The 22,310-nt window shown below is 62.4% G+C and carries 18 protein-coding genes and 1 tRNA gene; 10 read left to right on the plus strand and 9 right to left on the minus strand.

What is annotated here, in order from left to right:
• Positions 1 to 72 precede the first annotated feature (72 nt).
• Positions 73 to 1,629 carry a tetratricopeptide repeat protein gene (locus IRL76_RS04135; RefSeq protein WP_200983435.1) on the plus strand — a complete coding sequence of 519 codons (1,557 nt, stop codon included), beginning with the start codon at positions 73 to 75 and terminating at the stop codon, positions 1,627 to 1,629.
• Between the two features lies 1 nt (position 1,630).
• On the opposite strand, the gene IRL76_RS04140 is transcribed toward IRL76_RS04135, so the two are convergent.
• On the minus strand, positions 1,631 to 3,679 hold the full coding sequence (locus tag IRL76_RS04140) for a TonB-dependent receptor (protein WP_200983437.1): 2,049 nt from the start codon (positions 3,677 to 3,679) through the stop codon (positions 1,631 to 1,633).
• 658 nt (positions 3,680 to 4,337) lie between these two features.
• On the opposite strand from IRL76_RS04140, the gene IRL76_RS04145 reads away from it, so the two are divergent.
• A complete protein-coding gene (locus IRL76_RS04145) occupies positions 4,338 to 4,757 on the plus strand; it encodes a HupA family protein (protein ID WP_200983439.1) in 420 nt (139 codons plus the stop codon).
• 1 nt (position 4,758) lies between these two features.
• On the plus strand, positions 4,759 to 6,087 hold the full coding sequence (locus tag IRL76_RS04150) for a surface lipoprotein assembly modifier (RefSeq protein WP_200983441.1): 1,329 nt from the start codon (positions 4,759 to 4,761) through the stop codon (positions 6,085 to 6,087).
• A 9-nt stretch (positions 6,088 to 6,096) separates the two neighbouring features.
• Here IRL76_RS04150 and IRL76_RS04155 read toward each other — a convergent pair whose 3' ends face one another.
• From IRL76_RS04155 to IRL76_RS04170, 4 genes are read right to left on the minus strand one after another with little or no spacing between them, the layout of a single operon-like run.
• Positions 6,097 to 6,495: a nuclear transport factor 2 family protein gene (locus IRL76_RS04155; RefSeq protein ID WP_200983443.1), complete on the minus strand. Its 399-nt coding sequence runs from the start codon at positions 6,493 to 6,495 to the stop codon at positions 6,097 to 6,099.
• Complete coding sequence (locus tag IRL76_RS04160; RefSeq protein WP_200983446.1) at positions 6,495 to 6,923, minus strand: nuclear transport factor 2 family protein; 429 nt, start codon at positions 6,921 to 6,923, stop codon at positions 6,495 to 6,497. Before IRL76_RS04160 ends, IRL76_RS04155 begins: the two co-directional genes overlap by 1 nt.
• Positions 6,920 to 7,678, minus strand: a complete 759-nt coding sequence (locus IRL76_RS04165; RefSeq protein ID WP_200983448.1) for an aspartate/glutamate racemase family protein — start codon at positions 7,676 to 7,678, stop codon at positions 6,920 to 6,922. The genes IRL76_RS04160 and IRL76_RS04165 overlap by 4 nt, the downstream gene beginning before the upstream one ends.
• Complete coding sequence (locus IRL76_RS04170; RefSeq protein ID WP_200983450.1) at positions 7,678 to 10,194, minus strand: TonB-dependent receptor; 2,517 nt, start codon at positions 10,192 to 10,194, stop codon at positions 7,678 to 7,680. The genes IRL76_RS04165 and IRL76_RS04170 overlap by 1 nt, the downstream gene beginning before the upstream one ends.
• A 115-nt stretch (positions 10,195 to 10,309) precedes the next feature.
• Between IRL76_RS04170 and IRL76_RS04175 the strand changes: the two genes are divergently transcribed.
• From IRL76_RS04175 to IRL76_RS04200, 6 genes are read left to right on the plus strand one after another with little or no spacing between them, the layout of a single operon-like run.
• Positions 10,310 to 10,990, plus strand: coding sequence for a GntR family transcriptional regulator (locus IRL76_RS04175; protein WP_200983452.1), 681 nt, complete (start codon positions 10,310 to 10,312; stop codon positions 10,988 to 10,990).
• The gene (locus IRL76_RS04180; protein ID WP_246449975.1) at positions 10,987 to 11,931 is read left to right on the plus strand and encodes a hydroxymethylglutaryl-CoA lyase; all 945 of its coding nucleotides are present in this window, start codon (positions 10,987 to 10,989) and stop codon (positions 11,929 to 11,931) included. The genes IRL76_RS04175 and IRL76_RS04180 overlap by 4 nt, the downstream gene beginning before the upstream one ends.
• Entirely contained in the window at positions 11,931 to 13,988 is a 2,058-nt protein-coding gene (locus IRL76_RS04185) for a hydantoinase/oxoprolinase family protein (RefSeq protein WP_200983454.1), read from the plus strand. Before IRL76_RS04180 ends, IRL76_RS04185 begins: the two co-directional genes overlap by 1 nt.
• 3 nt (positions 13,989 to 13,991) lie before the next feature.
• Positions 13,992 to 15,887: a hydantoinase B/oxoprolinase family protein gene (locus IRL76_RS04190; protein ID WP_200983456.1), complete on the plus strand. Its 1,896-nt coding sequence runs from the start codon at positions 13,992 to 13,994 to the stop codon at positions 15,885 to 15,887.
• On the plus strand, positions 15,884 to 17,080 hold the full coding sequence (locus IRL76_RS04195; RefSeq protein ID WP_200983458.1) for a CaiB/BaiF CoA transferase family protein: 1,197 nt from the start codon (positions 15,884 to 15,886) through the stop codon (positions 17,078 to 17,080). Before IRL76_RS04190 ends, IRL76_RS04195 begins: the two co-directional genes overlap by 4 nt.
• Positions 17,080 to 17,703, plus strand: a complete 624-nt coding sequence (locus IRL76_RS04200; protein ID WP_200983460.1) for an isochorismatase family protein — start codon at positions 17,080 to 17,082, stop codon at positions 17,701 to 17,703. The genes IRL76_RS04195 and IRL76_RS04200 overlap by 1 nt, the downstream gene beginning before the upstream one ends.
• Before the next feature lie 8 nt (positions 17,704 to 17,711).
• Here the strand turns inward: IRL76_RS04200 and IRL76_RS04205 are convergent, their stop codons facing one another.
• The 4 genes from IRL76_RS04205 to yghU form a co-directional block, all read right to left on the minus strand.
• Positions 17,712 to 18,497, minus strand: coding sequence for an enoyl-CoA hydratase-related protein (locus tag IRL76_RS04205; protein WP_200983462.1), 786 nt, complete (start codon positions 18,495 to 18,497; stop codon positions 17,712 to 17,714).
• Between the two features lie 77 nt (positions 18,498 to 18,574).
• A complete protein-coding gene (locus IRL76_RS04210) occupies positions 18,575 to 20,080 on the minus strand; it encodes an acetyl-CoA acetyltransferase (protein WP_200983465.1) in 1,506 nt (501 codons plus the stop codon).
• Between the two features lie 87 nt (positions 20,081 to 20,167).
• Positions 20,168 to 20,242: transfer RNA gene (locus IRL76_RS04215), tRNA-Gln, on the minus strand.
• A gap of 50 nt (positions 20,243 to 20,292) precedes the next feature.
• The gene (gene yghU, locus IRL76_RS04220) at positions 20,293 to 21,144 is read right to left on the minus strand and encodes a glutathione-dependent disulfide-bond oxidoreductase (RefSeq protein ID WP_200983467.1); all 852 of its coding nucleotides are present in this window, start codon (positions 21,142 to 21,144) and stop codon (positions 20,293 to 20,295) included.
• A 99-nt stretch (positions 21,145 to 21,243) separates the two neighbouring features.
• On the opposite strand from yghU, the gene IRL76_RS04225 reads away from it, so the two are divergent.
• A complete protein-coding gene (locus tag IRL76_RS04225; RefSeq protein ID WP_200984174.1) occupies positions 21,244 to 22,245 on the plus strand; it encodes a DNA topoisomerase IB in 1,002 nt (333 codons plus the stop codon).
• Positions 22,246 to 22,310 lie beyond the last annotated feature (65 nt).

The following is a 22,310-nucleotide window of genomic DNA, read 5'->3' on the forward strand; positions in this document are numbered from 1 at the left end:
GCTTGCGGCAGCTGATTGGCTATACGGGACGAAGGCATCCGCGAGATTGGGCACGACGAGGCTTTGGTCTGAATGGATATATCGCGAAGCACTCTGAGAACCGCGGCAAGTCTGGCCGACCATCCTGGTTTCATTATCGGGGCGATCGAGGTCGATCCGGCAACCCGAACGGTGCGGGCCGGTCGCGAGACAGAAAAGATCGAACCTCGCGTGATGCAGGTCCTGATCGCGCTGGCAGAGGCATGCAACGAGGTCCTGACACGCGACGCGCTGTTCGATCGCTGCTGGGGCGGCGTATACGTCGGGGACGACAGCCTCAATCGTGCGATCGCCGGAGTCCGAAGAATAGCCACGGGGATTGCACAGGGCACTTTCGAAGTCGAAACCATTCCGCGTACCGGCTACCGTCTGATCTCCGAGACGGGACCTCTCTGGCTTTCCGAACTTGAAGCGCCGGAAGCGGGACAACCGGAAAATTTGCCAGGGCCGGGTATTTCGCGGCGCTGGGCAATCGCCGGGGGCCTGACCATCGCTGCTGGAGGGGCAGCATACTTGCTGTTCAGCAAGCCTGATCCGGCGACACAGCTGGTGGACGAGAGCCAGGTCGCGATGCGGGCCGGGACGCCGGAATCGATGATGCGCGCGATAAAGCTTCTGGAGCAGGCAGTCTCGGTATCGCCGCATAATTCGGCTGCCTGGGGTTTGCTCGCCATGGCATACGCACGGATCGACGAGCACGCGATTGAAAAGGCCCAGATATCGGCCACCAAGGTCGAGGAGGCGGCGAACCGGGCATTGCAGCTCGACCCCGGTAATGCCGATGCGAAAGCTGCGCTCGCTATCTACATCCCCTACTACGGCGATTGGTTAGCGGCGGAACGGCGCTTCGATGCCGTTCTCGCCGAGCATCCGGATCATCTCTACACGAAGGATGCGCGCCTGTTCTTCATGGGCGCCGTGGGCCGGATGAAAGAGTCCGGGATCGAACGCGAGAAGCTCAATGCCGAGGCTCCGTTCGATGCCTCCTTCGCCTACAAGCAGGTTTACTCGCTGTGGTTCCTCGACCGGATTGCCGAAGCGGACCGGGTCGCGCAACGCGGTCTCGAAATGTGGCCTCGTGATCCCGGAATGTGGTTTGCCAAGCTGTGGTTGCTTGCCGGAACCGGGCGACTGGATCGCGCCATCGCGCAGGTCGCCGACGCTGCATCGAGGCCGCCGCTCCCGCCTCCGCTCGTGGGGACTCTCATGGCCTCACTCCAGGCTGCAAAGTCCCGCGAGCCTGCTGGAATCGAGGCGGCCTCGCGACAGGTGATGGGAGGAGTTTCGCGGAGCGTAGCGGCAGTTGTCAGCGGCATGATGCTGCTCAACATTATGGGAGCAATCGACCAGGCATTCGCGCTGGCCGATGCCTACTATCTCGAGCGTGGACCGGTGATCGCCGCGATGCAGTGGCGACCGGGCCAGCCATTCGTCCCCGACCAGCGACGCCGCAAGACCAATATGCTGTTCGTCCCGTCTGGGGCGCAGATGCAGCAGGATCCGCGTTTCATGTCGCTAATGCAGGAAATCGGTATGACCGATTACTGGGATAAGCGCGGTATCGGGCCTGACTTCCTTCGACCCGCATGACCTAGAACCGCGCTTCGAGGCCGACACCTGCCGCGCGCGGCTCAATAGCGGTCCCGAAGTTGGGAGTTATCAGGTAAGTCAGCGAAAACTCGTCGAACAGGTTTCTCACATATCCGAACACGGACACCGGGCCGAACTCGTATTCGACGCGAGCATCCAGGATCGTGGAGGGGCTGATCCGGAGTGTCTGAGTGTTGGCATCATCGCTGTAGTAGCTGCTGTGGTGGCGAAGCTGGGCTGACAACTCGAACCGATCGACCGGGCGCCAGTCGATCGCTGCCATCGCGCTAAGACCGGGAGAACGCTGGAATTCCTTGCCGAGCGTGGTGTCCCGCGGGGTTACCGTTTCGGTGACTCTCGTGTCGAGCAGTCCCATGCCAAGTCTCGCATCGAGTCTGTCGTTCACCCGCCAGGCGATCTCCGCTTCCAGGCCATAGCTGCGTGCGGCAGGGGCGTTGGCGAATTCGCTGAAATAGGTGACTTCACCATTGGGCAAGGTGAAGGGGACGAGCTGCGATCGCTGGGCGTCGGAAATATCGTTGTAGAACGCGTTCGCCGCAAAGGACGCGCGGCCATCGCTGCTGCGGACACGCATGAACAACTCGTAATTCCATAGCTTTTCGGCTTCGAACGAATCCTCCGCCCGCCGGCGAAAGCTTATGGAGGTGCCCCCGGGATTGTAGGCGCGTTGCACCAGAAGACCGGCAGTGAAGTCCGGGTATGGCTCGTAAGCCAGCGAGACTTTCGGCAACCAAGCATCGAAGGTGCGGTCGTAGTTGAGCATGATGGTACCGACATTGCCCACGCGAATTTGCCGGTCACGTTGGTAGCGCAATCCAGCGATTAGCGAGAGGGTGGACAGAAGGTGCCAGTTTGCCTCGCCCAAGATCCCTAAGCTATCTTGGTCATCGTCGAACTTGCCCGTCCCGATCCCCAAGCCGGTGATGTCGATCGATTGGGTCTGGTCCTGGGTAAGACGATTGGCCCCGACTACGAGGTCGAAAGCCGAACTCGGTTGCCAGCGCAGTGTCTGCTCGACGGAGAAATCGGATGTGTCGGCACGCGTCTTGCCAAGCCCGGGAAGTCCGAAACGGCGCAGCACGGCATCGCCATATGAAACCGTCAAGGTGGACCGCAGGCCGTCCGCCATCTCGATCTCGGCGCGGGAGGTCAGCGATGTGGCCTCGACCTTCATGACGCCGATCATCTGGTTCGGGATCGGCAATTTCCGATCCTCGAAAGGTTTGCTCACGCCTTCGAACTGGGGCGCTTGCGACCTTGTATAGGCTAAGGTCGTTTCCACGGAAGCGCCGGGCAGGGCGGTGGGCGTGACCTTCACCTTCAATCGCGCCGTGCCGTAATCGTCGCGGTCGATATCTGCGCCCGGTATTCCGTCCGTCATGTCGCTCGAGACGGTAGAAAAGCGCACATCGCCCGAAGCGCGAAAGGCAATCTGGTCCTCGACGATCGGACCGCTGACCATTGCTGAAAATTGCCGTGTATCGAAGTCGCCTACGATGGCGCGCGCGCGACCCTCCCAATCGGGAGTCGGGTCCTTGCTGGTCACGAATATCGCGCCTGCTATCGAGTTGCGACCCTGCGTAGTGGTCTGCGGGCTGCGGAAGACCTCGACCTGCGCGATGTCCCACGCAGACTGGGATCCAGAGATAAATTCGTAGAAGCTGACGGGACGACCATCGACTTGGAGTGTCACGCGCGGCCGCGCACCACCGAGGAAGGCGAAAAGATTGCGCAATTGTCCGGTGGAATCCTGTCCGCGAATGGCAGGGCCTTCCTCGCCGGTCCCCAGTTGCACATTGGGAACGAGCGCGAGAATCTGATCGAGTCTGTCGGCGCTGGCCTTTTCGGCATCGTCGCCGGAGACGAGCGACACGCTCGAAGCAGTGTCGGCCTGCGTCCGCGGAATTCGTTCCCCGGTCACAATGATCCGTGGTGCGTCCGTGGGTCGATCGCCCGCAGAATCCTGCGCTGCGGCAGCGCCGGGTAAAGCAAGACCCGCCAGGACGAGTACGAAGAACCTCTTTTCCATCGAGCCCCCGCAAACTGATATTTTTCAGAAGCTAACCCTCGTCGCGACGACAGTCCACGCCGATCGGGCTCGGTTGCTGAATCATCGGCAAATCATCGGCTGTCCGTCATGGCCAGAGGCAGATGACGAGGTGCAACCTTTGCTCATGCCCTACCCGGATACCCGGGGAACGGGTCGGAACGGAGGCTATGCCATGATCCAGTCACCAGTTCGTATCGTATTCGCCGCCCTTGCCCTGACCTCTCTCGCGGCCTGTGGAGGTGGTTCCGCCCCCTTGGCATCGACCCCTCAGCCTCCACCGCCGCCACCGCCGGCGCCACCTCCGCCTCCGCCGCCAGCAGGGCCCGTAGCGGGGCAACTCGGTGTCACCGAAACGACAGATTTCGCAGTGCTGGGCGATGCCGTGGCTTTCCAGTGGGACGCTGCCTCGGACTCGTACACAGTTCAATTCCTCGGAGGTGATCCGACCCCCTTGACGGTAGTAGATAGGAATCAACCCCATGAAAGCCACTATCCGTCATCGAGCCAATACGGTGTAACAGTCGCGAAAGATCTCCAGTACAGCTACAGCAACCTTGCTGCCGTTTTTGAGAATGGTTGGGGATATCCAGCTGGCTTCTTTGCCTATGGACTCGCAACGCAGGCCAGCGACGTGCCGGTGACAGGGTCAGCTACCTATCACGCCGAGGTTGCCGGGGGCGATGCTGATCCGGCAGATGCATCGCAGTTCGTTGTGCGCCCATACAATTACTTGGTCGGAGGGACGGCAGACCTAACGTTCGATTTTGGTGCCGGGACCCTTGCGGGTGCGATGGACCCGACAATCTACAGCTATAACGACGAGACGAGGTCACTCGGTCGCTACGAGTTCGTCAACACCGTCTTCGGCGTCGGCAGCACCCAGTTCTCGGGACAACTCGCCAACGCATCGCTCACCGACCTGGGTACTTTCAATGGCCTGTTTACGGGACCGCAGGCTGCCGAGCTGATAGCGCAATGGTGGGCACCCTACGTAAATCCCTGGACGAACGAGTCGGGCCTGCTGCGGGGTGTATGGATCGGCAAGAAGGGTAACTGAGGTGCTTGCCTGCCTGGGCCTCGCACTCGGCATGGCCGTCGGCGAGGTCCAGGCAGTTTCCGGCGCGTCCGAAACGGGTGAAGCGACGACGCAACGCCAGCTGAGTCCGGCGGAAATGTTCAGCCTTGCCGACAGGGCATGGCGGTCGGGTGACCCGGTACTTGCAGAGAAGGTGTTGTTGGCCTTGGCGGACAATCCCGATCGCCGGTTGCACAATGAAGCCCGCTTTCGCCTTGCCATGCTTTACCGGTCGCAGAAGCGGGAAACAGAAGCGGCCGTGTTACTCCGCCGCATTCTTGACGAGGAACCGGATGCTGCGCGGGTCAGGCTGGAGCTGGCCGCTCTGCTCCGGACGCTGGGAGACAACCAGGCAGCCTTGCGTGAACTGCGCGCTGTGCAGTCCGGATCGCTTTCCGGCAAGGCAGCGCAGTTCGTCGACCGGATCGCTGCGAGCTTGCAGGCTGAAAAGCCGTTCGGGCTTTACGTGGAACTGGCGCTGGCACCCGACTCCAATATCAACCGGGCCACAAGGTCAGACACGCTCGACACGGTAATCGGCGAATTCGATATCGGGGACGAAGGAAAGGAGCGCTCGGGGATCGGCGGGGCGCTGAGAATCATGGCAAACTGGCGCGCCCCGCTGTCGTCTCGCGTGCAGTGGCACAGCAGGATTACCGGACAGGCCAACATCTACCGACAGTCGGACTTCAACGACATTGCCGTTGAGATCGCTTCGGGACCGGAGATGCCATTGGGCAAGGGGCGGGTCTCGATCGATGCGATCGCGGGTCAGTCGTGGTTCGGCATGTCGCCATCCCAACGCAGCGCGAGACTTGCTCTCGGCGTCGCCTATCCGCTTAACCCTGTATCCCAATTGCGCATCGATCTGTCGGGCGGGCGGCAGCAGAACCTGTTCAACAGCCTGCAGACCGCATGGTCGGCGGTGGGCCAGGCCCGGCTGGAGCGTGCCCTGTCGCCGCGCCTATACATGGCTGCATCAGTGGGTGCGGCACGCCTGAAGGCGAATGACGATGCATTCAGTACCTGGTCGTGGAATACCGGGATTGCTGCCACCAGGGAAGTTGGGCGGGCGTCCGTCACGGCCTCCCTCGATTACGGAAAACTGAAGGCCGATGAGAGGCTCGTATTGTTGCCTAGAGCTCGCGAGGACACGAGCATCCGGGCACAGATCGGCGCAGTTTTCCGGCAAGTCACGCTTTACGGGATGTCTCCCTTCGCCCGCCTGTCCTACGAACGGAACCGCAGCACGGTCGAGTTCTACGATTATTCCCGGGTCCGGACGGAATTCGGCATGAGCAGGGCGTTCTGAAACCCCGGGTCAGACGAGCGGGTTCGCCCCGCTCATGTAGACGTAGACTTCCTGGAACTTGCCGTCGCGGATGCGCCAGAAGTTGGTGTTGAAGAGGCGGGTCACTTCGCCATCGTGGCCGGTCAGGACAGCTTCGAAGCTGGCTGCGATGCGTCCGTTCGCCTCGTCCACCGTGCAGGTGAAATCCTTGTGCACGATGTCGGCATAGCCGGCGAAAAAGTCCTCGAACATGCGGCGGATTTCCGCCTTGCCGGAATGCCGGGTGAAGGCAGTCTGGACGCAGAATAATGCTTCGTCGTGAAAGCAGGCGAGCGTCGCGTCCATGTCCTTGGCATCGACATTTGCGAAGTACTTTTGCGTTGCGAGATCGATCAGTTCGGCGCGCGAAAGGGTGGGTGCATACTGCATCAGGCGTCCCCTTCCTTGAGCAGGTTGTCGCCGCTCATGTAGACATAGACCCGGTGGAACTTGTCGCCCTTCAGATAGAAGCGATTGCAGTTCTCGTAGCGCAGTTCATCGCCGCCCTGCGGGGTGATGAGCACGGTGAACTGGCTGCACACCGTATTGCTCTGCGGGTCGGCGGTATGGACGAAATTGCCGTGCCAGATGTCGGAGAAATCGGCGAAGAGTTTTTCGAACATGGCCCGGATCGCGCCGATGCCGTTGTGGACCGTGTTCGACGTCTGCTCGGTCAGGATCGCATCTTCGGTGAAGCAGTCGAGCACCTTTTCCATCTGCTTGTTGTCGACGCCGTCGAAATAACGCTTGGTCACGATGTCGATGTAATAGGGGTAGGGCAGGGCATCCTGCCCCGTGCCGCCTTCGCTCCAGCTCATGCGAAATTCCTCCTGATGTCGGCATCCTTGCCCACTTCGGGCGCCGGGAACGCCTTTTTCGAGTGGGTGAGGCCAAGCCCGATCAACATCTCGAGATGCTTGTATGCGACCTGTCCGGGATTGAGCACGGGTATGGGCAGTTCGCTCGCCAGATAGGCGGCAGACTGGTGCATGGTGGTGGAACCAAGGACGATGACATCCGCGCCATCCTCCTCGATGGCCTTGGTGGCCTCTGCCTTCAGCTTGGCGAAGATCACCTCTTCTTTACCGGCGAGCAGCTCGGTGACGTCTGGTCGGGTATCGATCGAACGCAGCGAGGCAACGCGGTCCCAGAAGCCGTATTCGGTCAGCGTCTTTTCGTAGAGCGGGAACCACTGCGGCCACATCGTCAGGATGGAGAAGCTCTTGCCCAGCATCATTGCGGTGCAGAAACTCGCCTCGCCCGGGCCGACGACAGGGATCGAAAGTCGCGAGCGAAGGGCGCGGAGGCCACTGTCGGATACGGTATCGATCAGAACGCCCGAATAACCCTGGTCTTCGGCGTCAATCCCCGCCTGGAAGACCGTCCAGTCCATCAGGAGCATGTCGTGGTAGCTGTCGCCGAGCGCGGCGCCCCAGCCTACGGCGGCGAATTCGGGCTTGAAGCCCGGGGCGACGAAATCTTGGGGTAACTGCTCTGCTCGCGCAGCTACCCCGGCTTCGTCCATCGGTATGGGAACGATGACTTTGATCCGATGGTTCGGACCATCGGCCATCAGAACTTGTATCCCATTTCCACGCCGACCAGACGACGTGCGCCCGGTGAGATGAAAGACCCGCCGAACTCGACCGCCGGGATGACTTCGGACAGGTACTTCTCGTCGAGGACGTTGTCGGCGAAGACATAGGCGCTGAAGTTGCCGAATTCGAGCCCGCCGCGTACGTTGAGAACGCCGAAGGTATCGCGCCTGGCCACGTCATAACGGGCGTTGCCGACGAAACCGGGGAGACCGAGTGCGGAGATTGGCAGCAGTCCGCTGAACAGCGTTGGTAGTTCCTGGTCCTGGACCGTGTGGAACCATGTGGGCCCTGTCAGGCGGTAGTCCCAGCGCATGACGAAATCGACCGTGTCGGTCAGCGGCGTGTCGATCTCGGTGCCGAGGTTCAGCGTCCAGTCGGCAGTATAGGGAGACTTGTTGCCTACGGTGTAGGGACGCGAGGCATTGGCCTTGATCTCGCTGTCCGTGACGTTGAACGCGCCGTAGAGCTTCCAGCCATCGGTGACCTTCGCACCAAGGTTGAGCTCGACGCCCTTCACCTGGACCTCATCGATGTTAGAGACCACGCGCAGAAGGCCGAAGGGTCCGACGAAGAATTCGAAGAACTGCATGTCGTCGATCTTCGTGTAGTAGCCGGCAAGGTCGAAGGTTAGCGCACCATCAAGCAGCTCACCCTTGATGCCCGCTTCGAACGCACTCGACCTTTCCTTGCGGAATTCGTCGTCGATCGTGACGTCTGCGCCGAAGAACTGGGTGAAGTTCTGGTCGACGATGGTCGACGAACCCTGGTTGTTGAAGCCGCCCGATTTGAAGCCGATGCCCCAGTTCGCATAGATGTTGAGGTCGGGCGAGGGTTTCCAGCTGAGGTTCACCTTCGGCTGGAGCTGCTTGTAGGTCGCGCTTTTGGGGCTGAGGGTTCCGAACGCCTGGCCCGGGTTGATGGGGCCGCCGGTGAAAGGGTCGGTCGCATTGGGAACGAGCGACGTGGTCGAGCGGTCTTCGATATCGTAGCGCAAGGCCAGGCCGACATCGAACTGCGGGCTGACTTCGTAATCGATCGATCCGAAGGCCGCGTAGACATTTGTCTTGAATGCGTCGTTGAGGAGCAGTGAGGTCGGGTTGGACGTGTTCGGAGCGTTGTAGAGGTTTTCGATCACCCCTGCGCCCGTGTCGGCGCCAAGGCTGACCCCGACTTCACGATCGATGTTGAGGTAGTACGCGCCGAGCTGCCAGTTGAGCGGGCCGCTGCCGTCCGATGCCAGGCGGATTTCAGCACTGATGTCACGCTGGTTGCGCGACTGGAACTGCGTGCCGTCGCATGTCGTCGGGCTGTAGGGTCCGAAGGTCGAGCCGTTCGCAGGGGCGAAGATGAAGGGGACGGGGATCTGCCCGATGAAGCCCGGCTGGTTTACCGGGAAGCCTGTGAGGTCGGCGGTGGATGCGAAGCAGGCGTTCACTGCGGGGTCGCCAGCGGTATCCGCAGCCCCGATATAACGGGCGAAGTCGGCCGACGTACCGTCCGCGACGAGGCTCTGGTCGACATCGGAGTAGAGCGCCCATGCTGTCAGGACCAGGTTATCGCCGAAACGGTGTTCGATCTTGGCCGAGACGTCGAAGCTGTCCTGGTCATTGGTCGGGCGGATGTTGCTGTAATAGCGGAAGTCGTGCTTGTTCACGTCCTCGTAGAACGCCGGGTTTACGCCTGCGAAATTGGGCAGGTGGAACGAAGCGTTGAAGTTGATCGACGCCCCGCGCAGCTGCGCATAGCGAGCCTTAACATCGAGTTCGGTATCGCTTCCCAGTTGCGCCACTACGCGGCCATCGACGGACCAGGTTTCCTGGTCATCAACGACCTTGGCATTGTCGAGGTAGATGTTGCGATAGAAGCCGTCGGTGGTCCGGTAATAGCCGGAAAGGACGAAGCCGAGCCCTTCGCCGATGGGGCCCGCGATGTGGGCCGTACCCTCGAAGGTGTTCTCGTTGGCATAGGATGCCTTGACCGCGCCTTCGAAGCTGTCGCCGGGCTTGAGGGTCTGCAGCACTATCGCCCCGGCGGCAGCGTTGCGACCGTAGAGGGCACCCTGCGGACCCTTGAGTATTTCGACCTGGCGCAATGTCCCCTGTGACTGGTTGAGCTGCGCGGTATTGGTCTTGAGGATGCCGTCGACCACAAGGGCGACCGAACTTTCCGCATCGCGCGCACCGTTGATGCCGCGGATGTTTACCTGCGTATCGCCCGCTTCCGCTGTGCCGGTAACGATGGTCACACCCGGCGTCAGCTGTGCGAAATCGTCGGCGCTGTCGGCCCCGGTCTTCTCGATGGAGTCGGCAGTGAGCACGGAAACCGATGCAGGGACGTCCTGAAGCCGTTCGGCCTGGCGCCGTGCCGTGACGATGATCGTGTCCTCGCTCGACTCGGTCGAAGCGTCGGTCGCTTCCTGGGCAGCGGCGGGCGCCGCTACCAGCGGAGCGGCGGCGATGGTGGCAAGCAGAAACGACTTGAACGCGCGCATACGGAAACCTCCCCGGTTTCCCGCCCCCGTCCCTCACGGGGTTGGGAATTGAGCCTTGCGACTCGTGCTTCATATTGTATACAAATCGAGTCGGTCAAGCCGTCGGGAGATTGCGATGTCGCGGGCATCGGACAGGGCCTACAGTACTATCCGCGAGATGATCATGTCGGGTGAGCTCGCTCCGGGTGATGCCCTGGGCGAGGAAGCCCTGGCCGAGCGCTGCGGCGTTTCGCGCACACCGGTTCGTGATGCCTTGCGCCGGCTCGAGGCGGATATGCTCGTTGCGCGCACCGACACCCAGCGCAGCTTTGTCGCCGACTGGTCGCTTGACGATATCGCCGACGTTTTCGAACTGCGCGCAATGCTCGAAGGGCACGCCGCGCGTCGTGCTGCCGAGCGCATGGATGACGGCACGTTGAAGGCGCTGCGATCCTGTAATGCCGAGTTGCGTCAGGCGGTCACCACTTCTCCGCCGGACGTCGATCGCTTTCTTGAGCGCAATCGCGAATTTCACGCGCTGATCCTCGAGATGGCGGGATCGCGCAAGCTCGTCTCGCTGCTGGCTTCGGTCATCGAACAGCCGGTCGTCTGGCGCACGGCACATCATTATGGAGAGGAGGAGTTGCGCCGATCCTGCGGGGAGCATGACGAATTGCTCGCGGCCTTCGCCCGGCGGGACGGGGCTTGGGCTGAAACGATCATGGCCGGCCACATCCGCCGCGCCTTCCATGCCTATGCCGATGCCCACCGTGGGCTGACGGCTATCGACTCCCCGGCGAGGAAGCGGACGGCATGACGGCAGAAATGTATACATCTGCCGTGGAGATGGTGGAGGTCAGTCCCCGCGACGGGCTGCAGAACGAGAAGCAACCCGTCTCGACTGCGGACAAGCTCGAACTGATCGCGAGGGCCATTGCGTCCGGTTTGCGGCGCATCGAGGTCACCAGCTTCGTTAACCCGCGTGCCGTGCCCCAGATGGCCGACGCGGAGGCGGTGTGCGATGGTTTGCCCGAGCGCGACGACGTGACCTACATCGGCCTCGTCATGAATGCCCGCGGTGCCGACCGCGCCATCGCCACTGGTCGGATAGACCAACTTGGAGCGGTTGCTGTTGCGACCGACCGCTTCGCCATGGCCAACCAGGGCCAGACCAGCGACGGTTCGGTCGAAGCATCGAAACAGATCATCTCGCTCGCGCGCTTTGCCGGACTCACCGGGCAGGCAACCATCGCGGCAAGCTTCGGTTGCCCCTTCGAAGGCGAAGTGGCCGAGGACCGCGTGGTGGCGATGGCGGCTGCCATTGCCGAGGCGGACCCGGTCGAGATTGCGCTCGCCGACACGATCGGCGTGGGCAATCCGGCGCATGTCGCCAGCCTCGTGGCGAAGGTGCGCGCAGCTATCGGATCTATCCCGATACGCGTCCACTTTCACAACACCCGAGGCACCGGCCTGGCCAATGTCTGGGCGGCGATCGGAGCGGGCGCAACGGTCGTCGATGCATCGATTGGTGGTCTCGGGGGCTGCCCCTTCGCTCCGGGAGCCGCCGGGAATGTCGCGACCGAGGATGTCTCCTACATGCTCGAACGTGCCGGCATAACGACCGGCCTAGACCTTGAAGCACTCATCGAAACGAACCGCTGGCTTGCGGGCGTCATGGACAAGCAATTGCCAGCAATGGTGGGCAAGGCGGGCGGCTTCCCGCGCCCTGCGGAACACGAAGAAAAGGAAACGGCCTGATGCGTTACCGGCTTGGCGTCGATGTCGGCGGCACCTTCACGGACTTGCTGCTGTTCGACAATGAAACCGGCAATTTCTGGCGGCACAAGACGCCCTCGACCCCGCACGACAGTTCGGAGGGCATCCTCAACGGCGTGACCGTGATCACCGGTGAAGCGGGCGTCGATCCGGGCGAGATCGAGTTCTTCCTCCACGGAACGACGGTCGCGACAAATGCCGTGCTCGAAGGGAAGGGGGCCCGCGTCGGCCTGATCACGACCGAGGGCTATCGCGACATCATGCAGATCGCGCGCAGCTTCGTGCCCGGCGGGCTTGCTGCGTGGATTGTCTGGCCCAAGCCGCAACCGCTTGCAGCGCTGGAAGATACCGTCACGGTGAAGGGCCGCATGGACGCCGACGGTAAGGAAGTGCGCCCGCTCGACGAAGCCGAGGTGTGGGCCAAGCTGACGCAGCTGCGCGATGCCGGGGTCGAGGCGATCACGGTCAGCCTCATCAACGCCTATGTCGACGGTCGGCACGAGAAGCGCATCGGCGAAATCGCACACGAAATCCTTCAGGACGTCCCCGTCTCGCTCAGCCACGAGGTCCTGCCCGAGATGCAGGAATACGAACGGACGCTCTCGACCGTAGCCAATGCCTCCGTCCGTCCGGTGGTCGGCAAGTACGTCTCGAACCTGCGGACCAAGCTCCACGATGCGGGTGTGAAGGGCAAGCTCTCGCTGCTGCGCTCCGACGGCGGACTGATGAGCAGCCAGAAAGCGGAAGAGCACCCGGTCAACATACTCATGTCAGGACCCGCAGGTGGCGTGACCGGCGCGCTGTGGGTGGCGAAGAACGCAGGATTCAAGAATATCCTGACGCTCGATGTCGGCGGCACCTCGACCGACGTCGCCCTGATCGAGAACCTCGAGCCGCGCCGGGTGCGCACGACCGAGGTGGGTCACCTGTCGGTGCGCGCTTCTTCGCTCGATGTGAAGACCGTCGGCGCGGGTGGCGGCTCGATCGCCTATGTCCCCGAGCTGACCGGAGCCTTGCGCGTGGGGCCGCAATCCGCAGGTGCGGTGCCGGGACCGGTCGCCTATGCCAAGGGCGGCGAGCAGCCGACGGTGACCGATGCCAATGTCGTGCTCGGCTACCTGCCCGAGGACTTGCTCGGCGGTTCGTTCAAGCTCGACCGAGAGGGCGCGAAGAAGGCGGTCCAGACGATCGCCGACGCGCTCGGCATCCCGCTCATGGATGCGGCGCGCGGGATCATCGACATCGTCAACGAGAACATGTTCGGCGCACTCCGCATGATTTCGGTCCAGCAGGGCTATGACCCGCGGCACTTCGCGCTGATGGGCTTCGGCGGAGCAGGGCCGCTCCACGTCAATGCCGTGGCCCGTCTGATGGGAAGCTGGCCCGCGATCTCGCCCGTATCGCCCGGCGTGCTCTGCGCTCTCGGCGATGCCACGACGCGGATGCGGACCGAAACTGCGCGCAGCTTCAGCCGTCTTGCAACTGAAACCGACGTCGAGGAACTGGTTGCGATCCTCGACGACATGGCCAAGCAGACCCGCGCCGAGCTGACCAATGACGGCATCCCCGAAAGCCAGGTGACGAGCGAGTTCGAAGTCGACGTGCGCTATGCCGGACAGGCCTTCGAGGTCCCGCTGACCATCGACCAGGCGACCCTGCGCGAGAAGGGCATTGCCGGCATCCTCGAACGCTTCGACGACGAACACCGACGCCTTTTCACCTTTAACATGGACACCCCGCACGAGATCGTGAACCTGCGTGCCGTCGCGCTGGGCGAGGCCCCGCAACTGCCAGCCGCCGAGCTCGAGAAGGGCAATGGCGACCCCTCAGCCGCGAAAATCCGCGATCACACACTGTGGATGGACGGTCGCGAGATGGCCGCAGTGATCTACGACCGATCACGATTGAAACAGGCGGATGTGATCCCTGGCCCTGCCATCGTCACCGAAATGGATTCGACGACGCTCATCGAAAATGGCTGCGTCGCCACGGTCGATGCGGTCGGCAACATCCTCATCAATCCCGCGAAGGAGGCCTGAGCCATGCCCGCACAGATCATCCAGCAGAACGCCAAGCCCTTCGACAAGATCGCCATCGACCCGGTCACGCTCGACATCATCGAAAACGCACTTCGCAACGCCCGTATCGAGATGGATGCGACGCTGGTGCGCACCGCCATGTCGCCCGGTATCCGCGAGCAGGGCGATGCCTTCCCGCTGATCGCCGATCCCGACGGCAAGATGATCGTCGGCCAGTTCGGTAGCTTCATCGACGGCTTCCTCAAGGGCTTCGACGGGACCATCGAGGACGGCGACATGATCTTCCTGTCCGATCCCTATTCCTGCGAAGGCGCGATCAGCCACTCGAATGATTGGCTGGTCCTGCTGCCGGTCTACAAGGACGGTCGCCTGCTCGCCTGGACTGCCATGTTCGGCCACCAGAGCGACATCGGCGGCAAGGTTGCCGGTTCGATGCCGATCGATGCCAAGTCGATCTTCGAGGAAGGCGTGCGCATCCCGCCGGTGAAGATCTGGAAGCAGGGGGTCTATAACGAAGACCTGATGAAGCTGGTCATGCACCAGACGCGCAAGCCCGACTGGTGCCAGGCCGACCTCAACGCGCTGATCGCCAGTTGCCGCGTCGCCGCCAATCGCGTGGTCGAGATGGCCAACCGCTTCGGCGACGACGTCTACGTCTCGGCGACGCAGGAGCTGCTCGCCCGCAACCATCGCGCGATGAAAGCGCTGATCGGCATGGCCGTGGCGGAGGAGCCGGTGAGTTTCGAGGATTACATCTGCGACGATGGCCTCGGCTACGGACCCTACAAGATCCGCTGCACCATGTGGCGCGAGGGCGACAAGGTCATCCTCGATTTCGACGGGACCGATCCGCAGTCGGCCGCGTCGATCAACTTCTATCTCAACGAGAACATGTTCAAGATGTTCTTCGGCATCTACATGATCATGGTCTTCGACCCGCAGATCCTGTTCAACGATGGGTTTTACGACCTGATCGAGGTTCGGATTCCCGAAGGCTCGCTCCTTAAACCGAAATTCCCGGCAGCCCTGTCGGGTCGCACCCACGCCCTCGGGCGTATCTTCGACATCCTCGGCGGACTATTGGGGCAGAAGACCCCGGAGTTCCTCAATGCCGCGGGTTTCAGCTCCTCACCGCACCTGTTCTATTCCGGGTGGGACAACCGTGAAGGCCGCGAAGGGGAGTGGTTCCAGCTGTTCCAGATCGGCTTCGGTGGCATTCCCGGCCGACCGCTGGGCGACGGTCCGGACGGGCACTCGCTGTGGCCCGGCTTCACCAACGTGCCGAACGAGTTCCTCGAACGCTATTTCCCCATGCGCATCGAACGCTATGAAACCGAACCCGACAGCGGCGGGGCGGGCCTGCATCGGGGAGGCAACGGCATCCACATGACCTACCGTTTCCTCGCGGACGGGCAGATCGGCATCCATGACGATCGCTGGTTTGTTCCGCCCTGGGGCGTGAACGACGGCCTGCCGGGCAAGCGCGCGCGAAAGATCCTCGAACGCGCTGATGGCACCACCCAAATCGTGGGCAACAAGACCGACGACATTGCGGTCAGGGAAGGCGACCAGCTCCACTACATCACTTGGGGCGGGGGCGGCTGGGGCGATCCGCTGGAGCGTGATCCCGAACTGGTTGGCCTCGAAATCAGGCAGGGCCTCGTCACTCCCGATGGTGCACGCGACTATGGTGTGGTCGCGGATACCGATGGCACTGTCGATGCCTCTGCGACCGAGACACTGCGCAGCCAGATGCGCGGAGCACGCAAGGGCAACAAGCTGTTCGACTACGGTCCCTCGATAGACGAGTTGCGCGCCAATTGCGAAGCGGAGACGGGCCTTCCCGCACCCATCCAGCCGGTCTGGCGTAACGTTCCGCAAGCGGAGGCAGCCGAGTGACTTCGGCCTCAGTCGGATCCCTGGCGGGCCTGAGGGTGGTCGAACTTGGCCAGCTTCTGGCCGGGCCGTTCTGTGGTCAGTTGCTGGGCGACATGGGCGCCGACGTCATCAAGGTCGAGCCTCCGGGCAAGGGTGATCCGATGCGCGACTGGGGGCAGGGCGACGAGAAGGTCCAGTGGGAAGTCATCGCGCGCAACAAGCGCTCGGTCACCTGCAACCTGCGCGTGCCGGAGGGCCAGGCGCTGGCCAAGCAGCTGATCCTCACTGCCGATGTGCTGGTCGAGAATTTCAAGCCCGGGACGCTCGAGAAATGGCGACTGGGCCCAGATGTTCTGCTGGCGGAAAAGCCTTCGCTCATCATCGCGCGTATGTCGGGATACGGGCAGGACGGCCCCTATTCGGACCGTGCCGGCTTCGGCGGCATCGGTGAGGCGATGGGGGGCTGGCGCTATGTCGTCGGCGAACCGGACCGCCCACCGGCGCGCATGGGCATTTCCATCGGTGACACACTGTGTGCGACATACGGGACCATGGGCATCCTTGCGGCCTTACATCACCGCGAAAGGACCGGCGAGGGCCAGGTCATCGATACAGCGCTTTACGAGGCTGTGCTGCAGGTCATGGAAGGGCTGGTGCCGGAGTACGACTACAATGGCTTCATCCGCGAGCGTTCCGGCTCAATCCTCCCCGGCATCGCGCCGTCCAACGTCTACACCTGCAAGGACGGGCCTTTCATGATCGGTGCCAACAAGGACGAGATCTTCGCGCGCCTGGCCGAAGCGATGGGCCAGCCCGAACTGGCGAGCGATCCGCGCTATTCGACGCACCTCGCCCGCGGGCAGCACCAGACCGAACTGGACGACCTCGTCAACGCATGGACTTCGACCCTGACGATCGACGAGGTCGATGCGGCAATGATCAGGCATTCCATCCCTGCCGGGCGCGTCTATACCGCGAAGGACATGTTGGACGATCCGCATTTCCAGGCCCGTGAGGCGATTGTGGAGGTCGAGACGCAGACCCGTGGGCCGATCAAGATGCAGAACGCATTCCCGAAATTCTCGAAGACGCCCTCCGGCATTCGTCGCCCTGCTCCGGCCGTGCCCGGACAGGACAATGCCGTGGTCTATGGCGACCTTCTCGGCCTGGACCCGAACGGCCTCGATGCGCTGAAGGCACAGGGCGTCATCTGATGGCGGATGACGGGCTTGCGGAAAGCTATGCGCAGGCCTTCGCGGGCAGACTGACGCCGGGCCAATCTCCGGCGTTGTTGCTGGTGGACATGGTCGAGGCCTACCTGCAGCCGGACAGTCCGCTTTATTGCGAGACGGCGCCTGCCGCGGTCGAGAGTGGCGCACGCTTGCTCGATGCGGCGCGCAAGGGTGGGCGCCCGATTGTGTTCACCAATGTCGAATACGAGCCCGGCGGGGCCGACGGTGGGCTGTTCTATCGCAAGGCCCCGGTCCTCGAGGTTTTCCAGCGCGGTTCGCCATTGGGCGCCTTCCCTGCTGCCTTGACACCGCGCGAGGGCGAGTGGGTTGTGACCAAGCAATACCCGTCGGCCTTTTTCGCGACCGGCCTTGCCGAACGGCTTCACGAGGCAGGCGTCGACACGCTTCTGATCGGCGGCTTTTCGACCTCGGGCTGCGTCCGTGCATCGGCACTGGACGCCTTGCAACATGGCTTCGTGCCGCTGGTCGTCACCGACGCCTGTGCCGATCGCCATCCCGCGCCGCACGAGGCGAACCTTTTTGACCTGCAGGCGAAATACGCCGAGCTGGTCGACAGCGAATTCGGAGCCAGTCTCCTGGCCTGAGAGCTCGCTCAGCTGCCGGTGAAGTTGGTCTTGCGCTTCTGCAGGAAGGCCATGCCGCCTTCCACCGCGTCATTGGTGCCGCCCGCGATCCGCTGGGTATTTGCTTCCGCCGCAAGCGTCGAAGCAAAATCCAGCTGCAGGCCTTCACGAAGAGTACGCTTCATCAGGCCGAGCGCGACAGTCGGACCACTGGCGAGTTTCTCGACGAGATCTTTCGCGGTCTGCTCCAGCGCGTCATCCTCGACGCATTTGTAGATGAGGCCGATCCGCTCGGCTTCCTCGCCGTGGATCTTTTCGCCGAGCATCATCATGCGGGTTGCCTGGGCCGTGCCGACCAGGCGCGGCAGGAGCCAGCTCGAACCGCCATCGGGGACCAGCCCGATATTGACGAAGGCCTGGAGGAAATAGCCGCTCTTGCCGGCGACCACGAAGTCGGCCGCAAGGGCGATCGAACAGCCGACACCAGCCGCCGGTCCCTGGACCATGCTGACCACCGGGACCGGCAGGTTTGCCAGCGCCATGACCATCGGGTTGTAGTGGCGCGAGAGCGAGTGGAAGGCACCATCGCCGCCGCTCATCGTCCGTTCGCCGCGGGCGGCGAGGTCGGCGCCAGAACAGAAGGCGCGCCCTTCGCCACGGATCAGGACTGCGCGCGCATCGCCGAGCTCGCGGATGGCGTCGAAGATCTCGTCGGCCATCTGGGGAGGGCAGGCGTTGAGCCGCTCGGGGCGGTTGAGAGTGATCGTCAGCACCGACCCATTGCGTTCGGTCTTGATGGTCTCGAAATCACTCACTTCTCTCTCCCTTGCATGTCTCTCTGGTGAAGTTTCTTGGTCGGGTCCGTGCGGAATTGCAACTGTTCTCGGTCGGGTCAGGCCCGCTTCCAGATCGCCAGTTCGTCGGGGCCGTCGATGATCGATCCGGAAGTCCCGACAGGTTCGTGTTTTCCGTCCGTCAGGAACCCGATCGCCTCGGCATCTTCTGTTGGCACACATGCCAGTGTGCGATCGCCTTCGGGCGTTCTTGCCACGATCACGCCTTTCGTCGGCGATCCTTCCCGATCATAGAACACGGTGTAGGTCTCGATGGTCGCCGGACCACGATAGCCTTCGTCGAGGCGAGGGACGGGCCCGCGCCGCTGGTCGGCTTCTGCCTGGTAGTCAAAGTCCTGCGGGAACACGGTCGGGAGCGGTTTCCCGGCGAGCAGGATCGTGTGGTTGTGCGTGGCGTAGCCACCGTTAGCGAAGAGCAGGCCCTTGTCTGCGGTGCAGCGAAGCTTTTCGACCATCGCCACGACGGCGTGGCTCATGTAGTTGCCGATTGGGCCACCGCCGAACGTCAGGCCGCCGAACACGGTCGAAGGGCGGTCGAGTGGCCATCCCAGCACGCGTCGCGCCATCTTCGGCACGCAGGGAAAGCAGCTGTAGAGCTCGACATGGGCGAGATCCTCGACCTTGACCCCGTTGAGCTCCATTGTTCGCTCGATCGAGGTCGCGAGACTGGGAGAGGCGTCATACCGGTCGCGATTGAGGAAATTGCCGCTCTCATGCGCCGCAACTCCATAACCGATATATACCAGCCCATCGTCGGGAATCCCGCGCCGACGCGCCTCGGCGAGACTGGTGACGATGAAGCCGGCACCTTGGTTGACCGACGAATTCGCGACCTGGAGCTTCGTATACGGGAAGGCGATCGGGCGGTTCGATTCGCTTGGTGTCACGACGTCATCGGCGGAAACAGGTTTGCGGATCCACGCGCCTTCGCGGTCCGCTGCAACTTCGCTCATCAATGACCAGATGACGCCGCTCTCCGCCTGCCCTTCGGCCAGCGTCTGGCCATAGGATGTGCGTCCCGCATTCTCGTAAAGCGGATAGACATCGGTCGGGACGACGAGGCCGTACCCTTGCGCATAACCTTTGCGGACGCGGTGTGAGGCATCGCGAAGGGCATTGGGCTTGTCTGCTCCTTCGGCGCGCTTCATCGCGGCGAGCTGGCCGGCAGTTCGCAGCGCCTCGCCCCCGGTGATGGCGCAGATTTTCGCCTCGCCTGCGCCGATGCGATTGGCGGCTTCATGGAGTAGCAGGATCGGGCTGTCGCCATTGGGCATGGCGGTCTGCATGCAATGGGCAGGGTTGATCCCGAGTGCTTCGGCGACCTTGCCATCGACCGGGCTCAACTGAGGCCAGGCGAGTTGCGCAACCACGCTGAGGCTATCGCAATCGGCGAGCAATCCGCCGCCCGCGTCGGCATCGGCGCGTCGCAACGCCTCGGCCATCAGACCGACAGGATCGAGCCCGTCGCCCGGTTGCTGGGGTCGGTCGTTGACCTGCCCGACGCCGACGATGACGGGTACGCGTTCCGGATCGATATCAGCCATGCTCTCTCCCTGCCTGGTGCCACAGACCCTAATCGTCCGGTTGCGCTTCGCAACCGAAGTTTTGGCATCAGGAGATGAAGGAGAGGATGGCTGGGGTGGCAGGATTCGAACCTGCGCATGCCGGTACCAAAAACCGGTGCCTTACCGCTTGGCTACACCCCAGCAAGTGGGCGCTCCTATAGCGCCACTTGCCGGGATGTGAAGGGGGCTGATCAGAACTTCTTGCCTTCGAAATCTGCGGCCGAATGGCGTTCGAGCAGCTGCTCGTCCTCTTCGCCCCAGGCCTTGTTCACGATCCGCCCGCGGCGAACACCGGGACGCTCGGCGATCTGCTTCACCCAGCGTTCGACGTGGGTGTATTCATGGATCGAGAGGAACTTGCGCGCTTCGCCGTAAATACCGCCTACGACGAAGGGGGCGAGCCATGGCCACGTCGCCATGTCTGCGATCGTGAAGTCCTTGCCGCCGAGATATTCGCTCTGGGCGAGACGCTTGTCGGCTACGTCGAAAAGACGCTTGGTTTCCATGGCGTAGCGGTTGATTGGGTATTCGTATTTCTCCGGTGCGTAGGCATAGAAATGCCCGAAGCCGCCGCCGATGAACGGTGCGCTGCCGACTTGCCAGAAGAGCCAGCTCAAGACCTCGGCGCGCGTGTGATCGGTCGGGAGAAATGCCCCGAACTTCTCGGCGAGGTGCAGCAGGATAGCGCCGCTTTCGAAAACGCGAACCGGCTCGGGACCGCTCTTGTCGAGCATTGTAGGAATCTTGGAGTTCGGGTTGAGGTCGACGAAGCCCGAGCCGAACTGGCTGCCGTCGGAGATATTGACCGTCCAGGCATCATATTCGGCATCCGCAAATCCCGCTTCGAGCAGTTCCTCGAACATGACGGTGGCCTTCACGCCATTGGGCGTCGCCAGCGAATAGAGCTGGAAATCGTGCTCACCGACCGGAAGTTCCTTCTCGGACCTTGCGCCCGAAGTCGGGGCGTTGATTGCTGCGAAACGACCGCCGTTTTCGGCGTCGAAGGTCCAGACTTCGGGGGGAGTATAGGTTGGGTCGGCCAAGGGGTTTCTCCTTCTCACAGGCTCGAGTGGCTAGGTCACTCATCCGTTCGTCGCAAGGTGGGGAACCGTGACAGCGATCCCAATGTTCTTCACTTCGCCATGACGAAGCTGATCTATGTCGACGACGACCTTCCCGGAATCTCCCGCAAGCGAGCGGGCAAGGGCTGGGCGTATTATGATCCGCAAGGGAAGCTGATCGGCGATGCGGAGGAGAAGCGCCGGCTCAATGCAATCGCGCTTCCGCCGGCGTATGTGGATGCGTGGTTCTGCCCGGCGCCCAACGGCCATATCCTCGCAACCGGGATCGATGCGAAGGGCCGCAAGCAGTACCGCTATCACCCCGACTTTCGCGCCCAGCGGGAGAGCGAGAAGTTCGACAGCTGCATCGCGTTCGGCAATCTGCTGCCGCTCGTGCGCAAGCGGGTCGAAACCGATCTCGCCGGGCGCGAACTGACGTTTGAACGCGCGGTTGCGAGCGTGGTCCGCCTGCTCGATCTTGGCGCCATCCGTGTCGGGAATGAAGGCTATGCGCAGCAGAACAAGAGTTTCGGTGCAACGACCCTGCGGCGCCGCCATGCCGAGGTGACCGGCAAGACCCTCCGGCTCAAATACAAGGGCAAGTCTGGCCAGATGCGCGAAGTCGTTCTTTCAGATGGCAGCCTGGCGCGGGTGGTGCGCAAGATGCAGGACCTCCCAGGGCAGAACGTCTTTAAATATGTCGACGACGACGGCGAGGTCCATTCGGTCGATTCCGGTGACGTGAACGCCTATCTTGAAGAGACCATGGGCCACCGCTTCACGGCGAAGAATTTCCGGACCTGGCATGCCAGCGTGATGGGTTTCGAATGCCTGCGAACGGGCGAAGGCAAGCTGCCGATGAAGGAACTGCTCGATTGCGTCGCGGGCAAGCTGGGCAATACGCCCGCAGTGACCCGCAAGAGCTACATCCATCCTGCGGTCATCGACCTCGTTGATCGTCAGGAAGAATGGCGCGCGGATCTTGATCTTCCCAGAGCGACCAAGTGGCTGACACGAGAGGAGCGCGGTCTTCTCGACCTTCTGGAACAAGCACCGAGCGCAATCGAGCTTCTGGCAGCCTGATTTGCGCCGAGGTCGTTGTAGTTCGACTCGCATATTGCATTGGTGTATCGCGTTACTGCCGAAAG

This window comes from Qipengyuania soli, from assembly GCF_015529805.1.
Classification (GTDB): domain Bacteria; phylum Pseudomonadota; class Alphaproteobacteria; order Sphingomonadales; family Sphingomonadaceae; genus Qipengyuania; species Qipengyuania soli.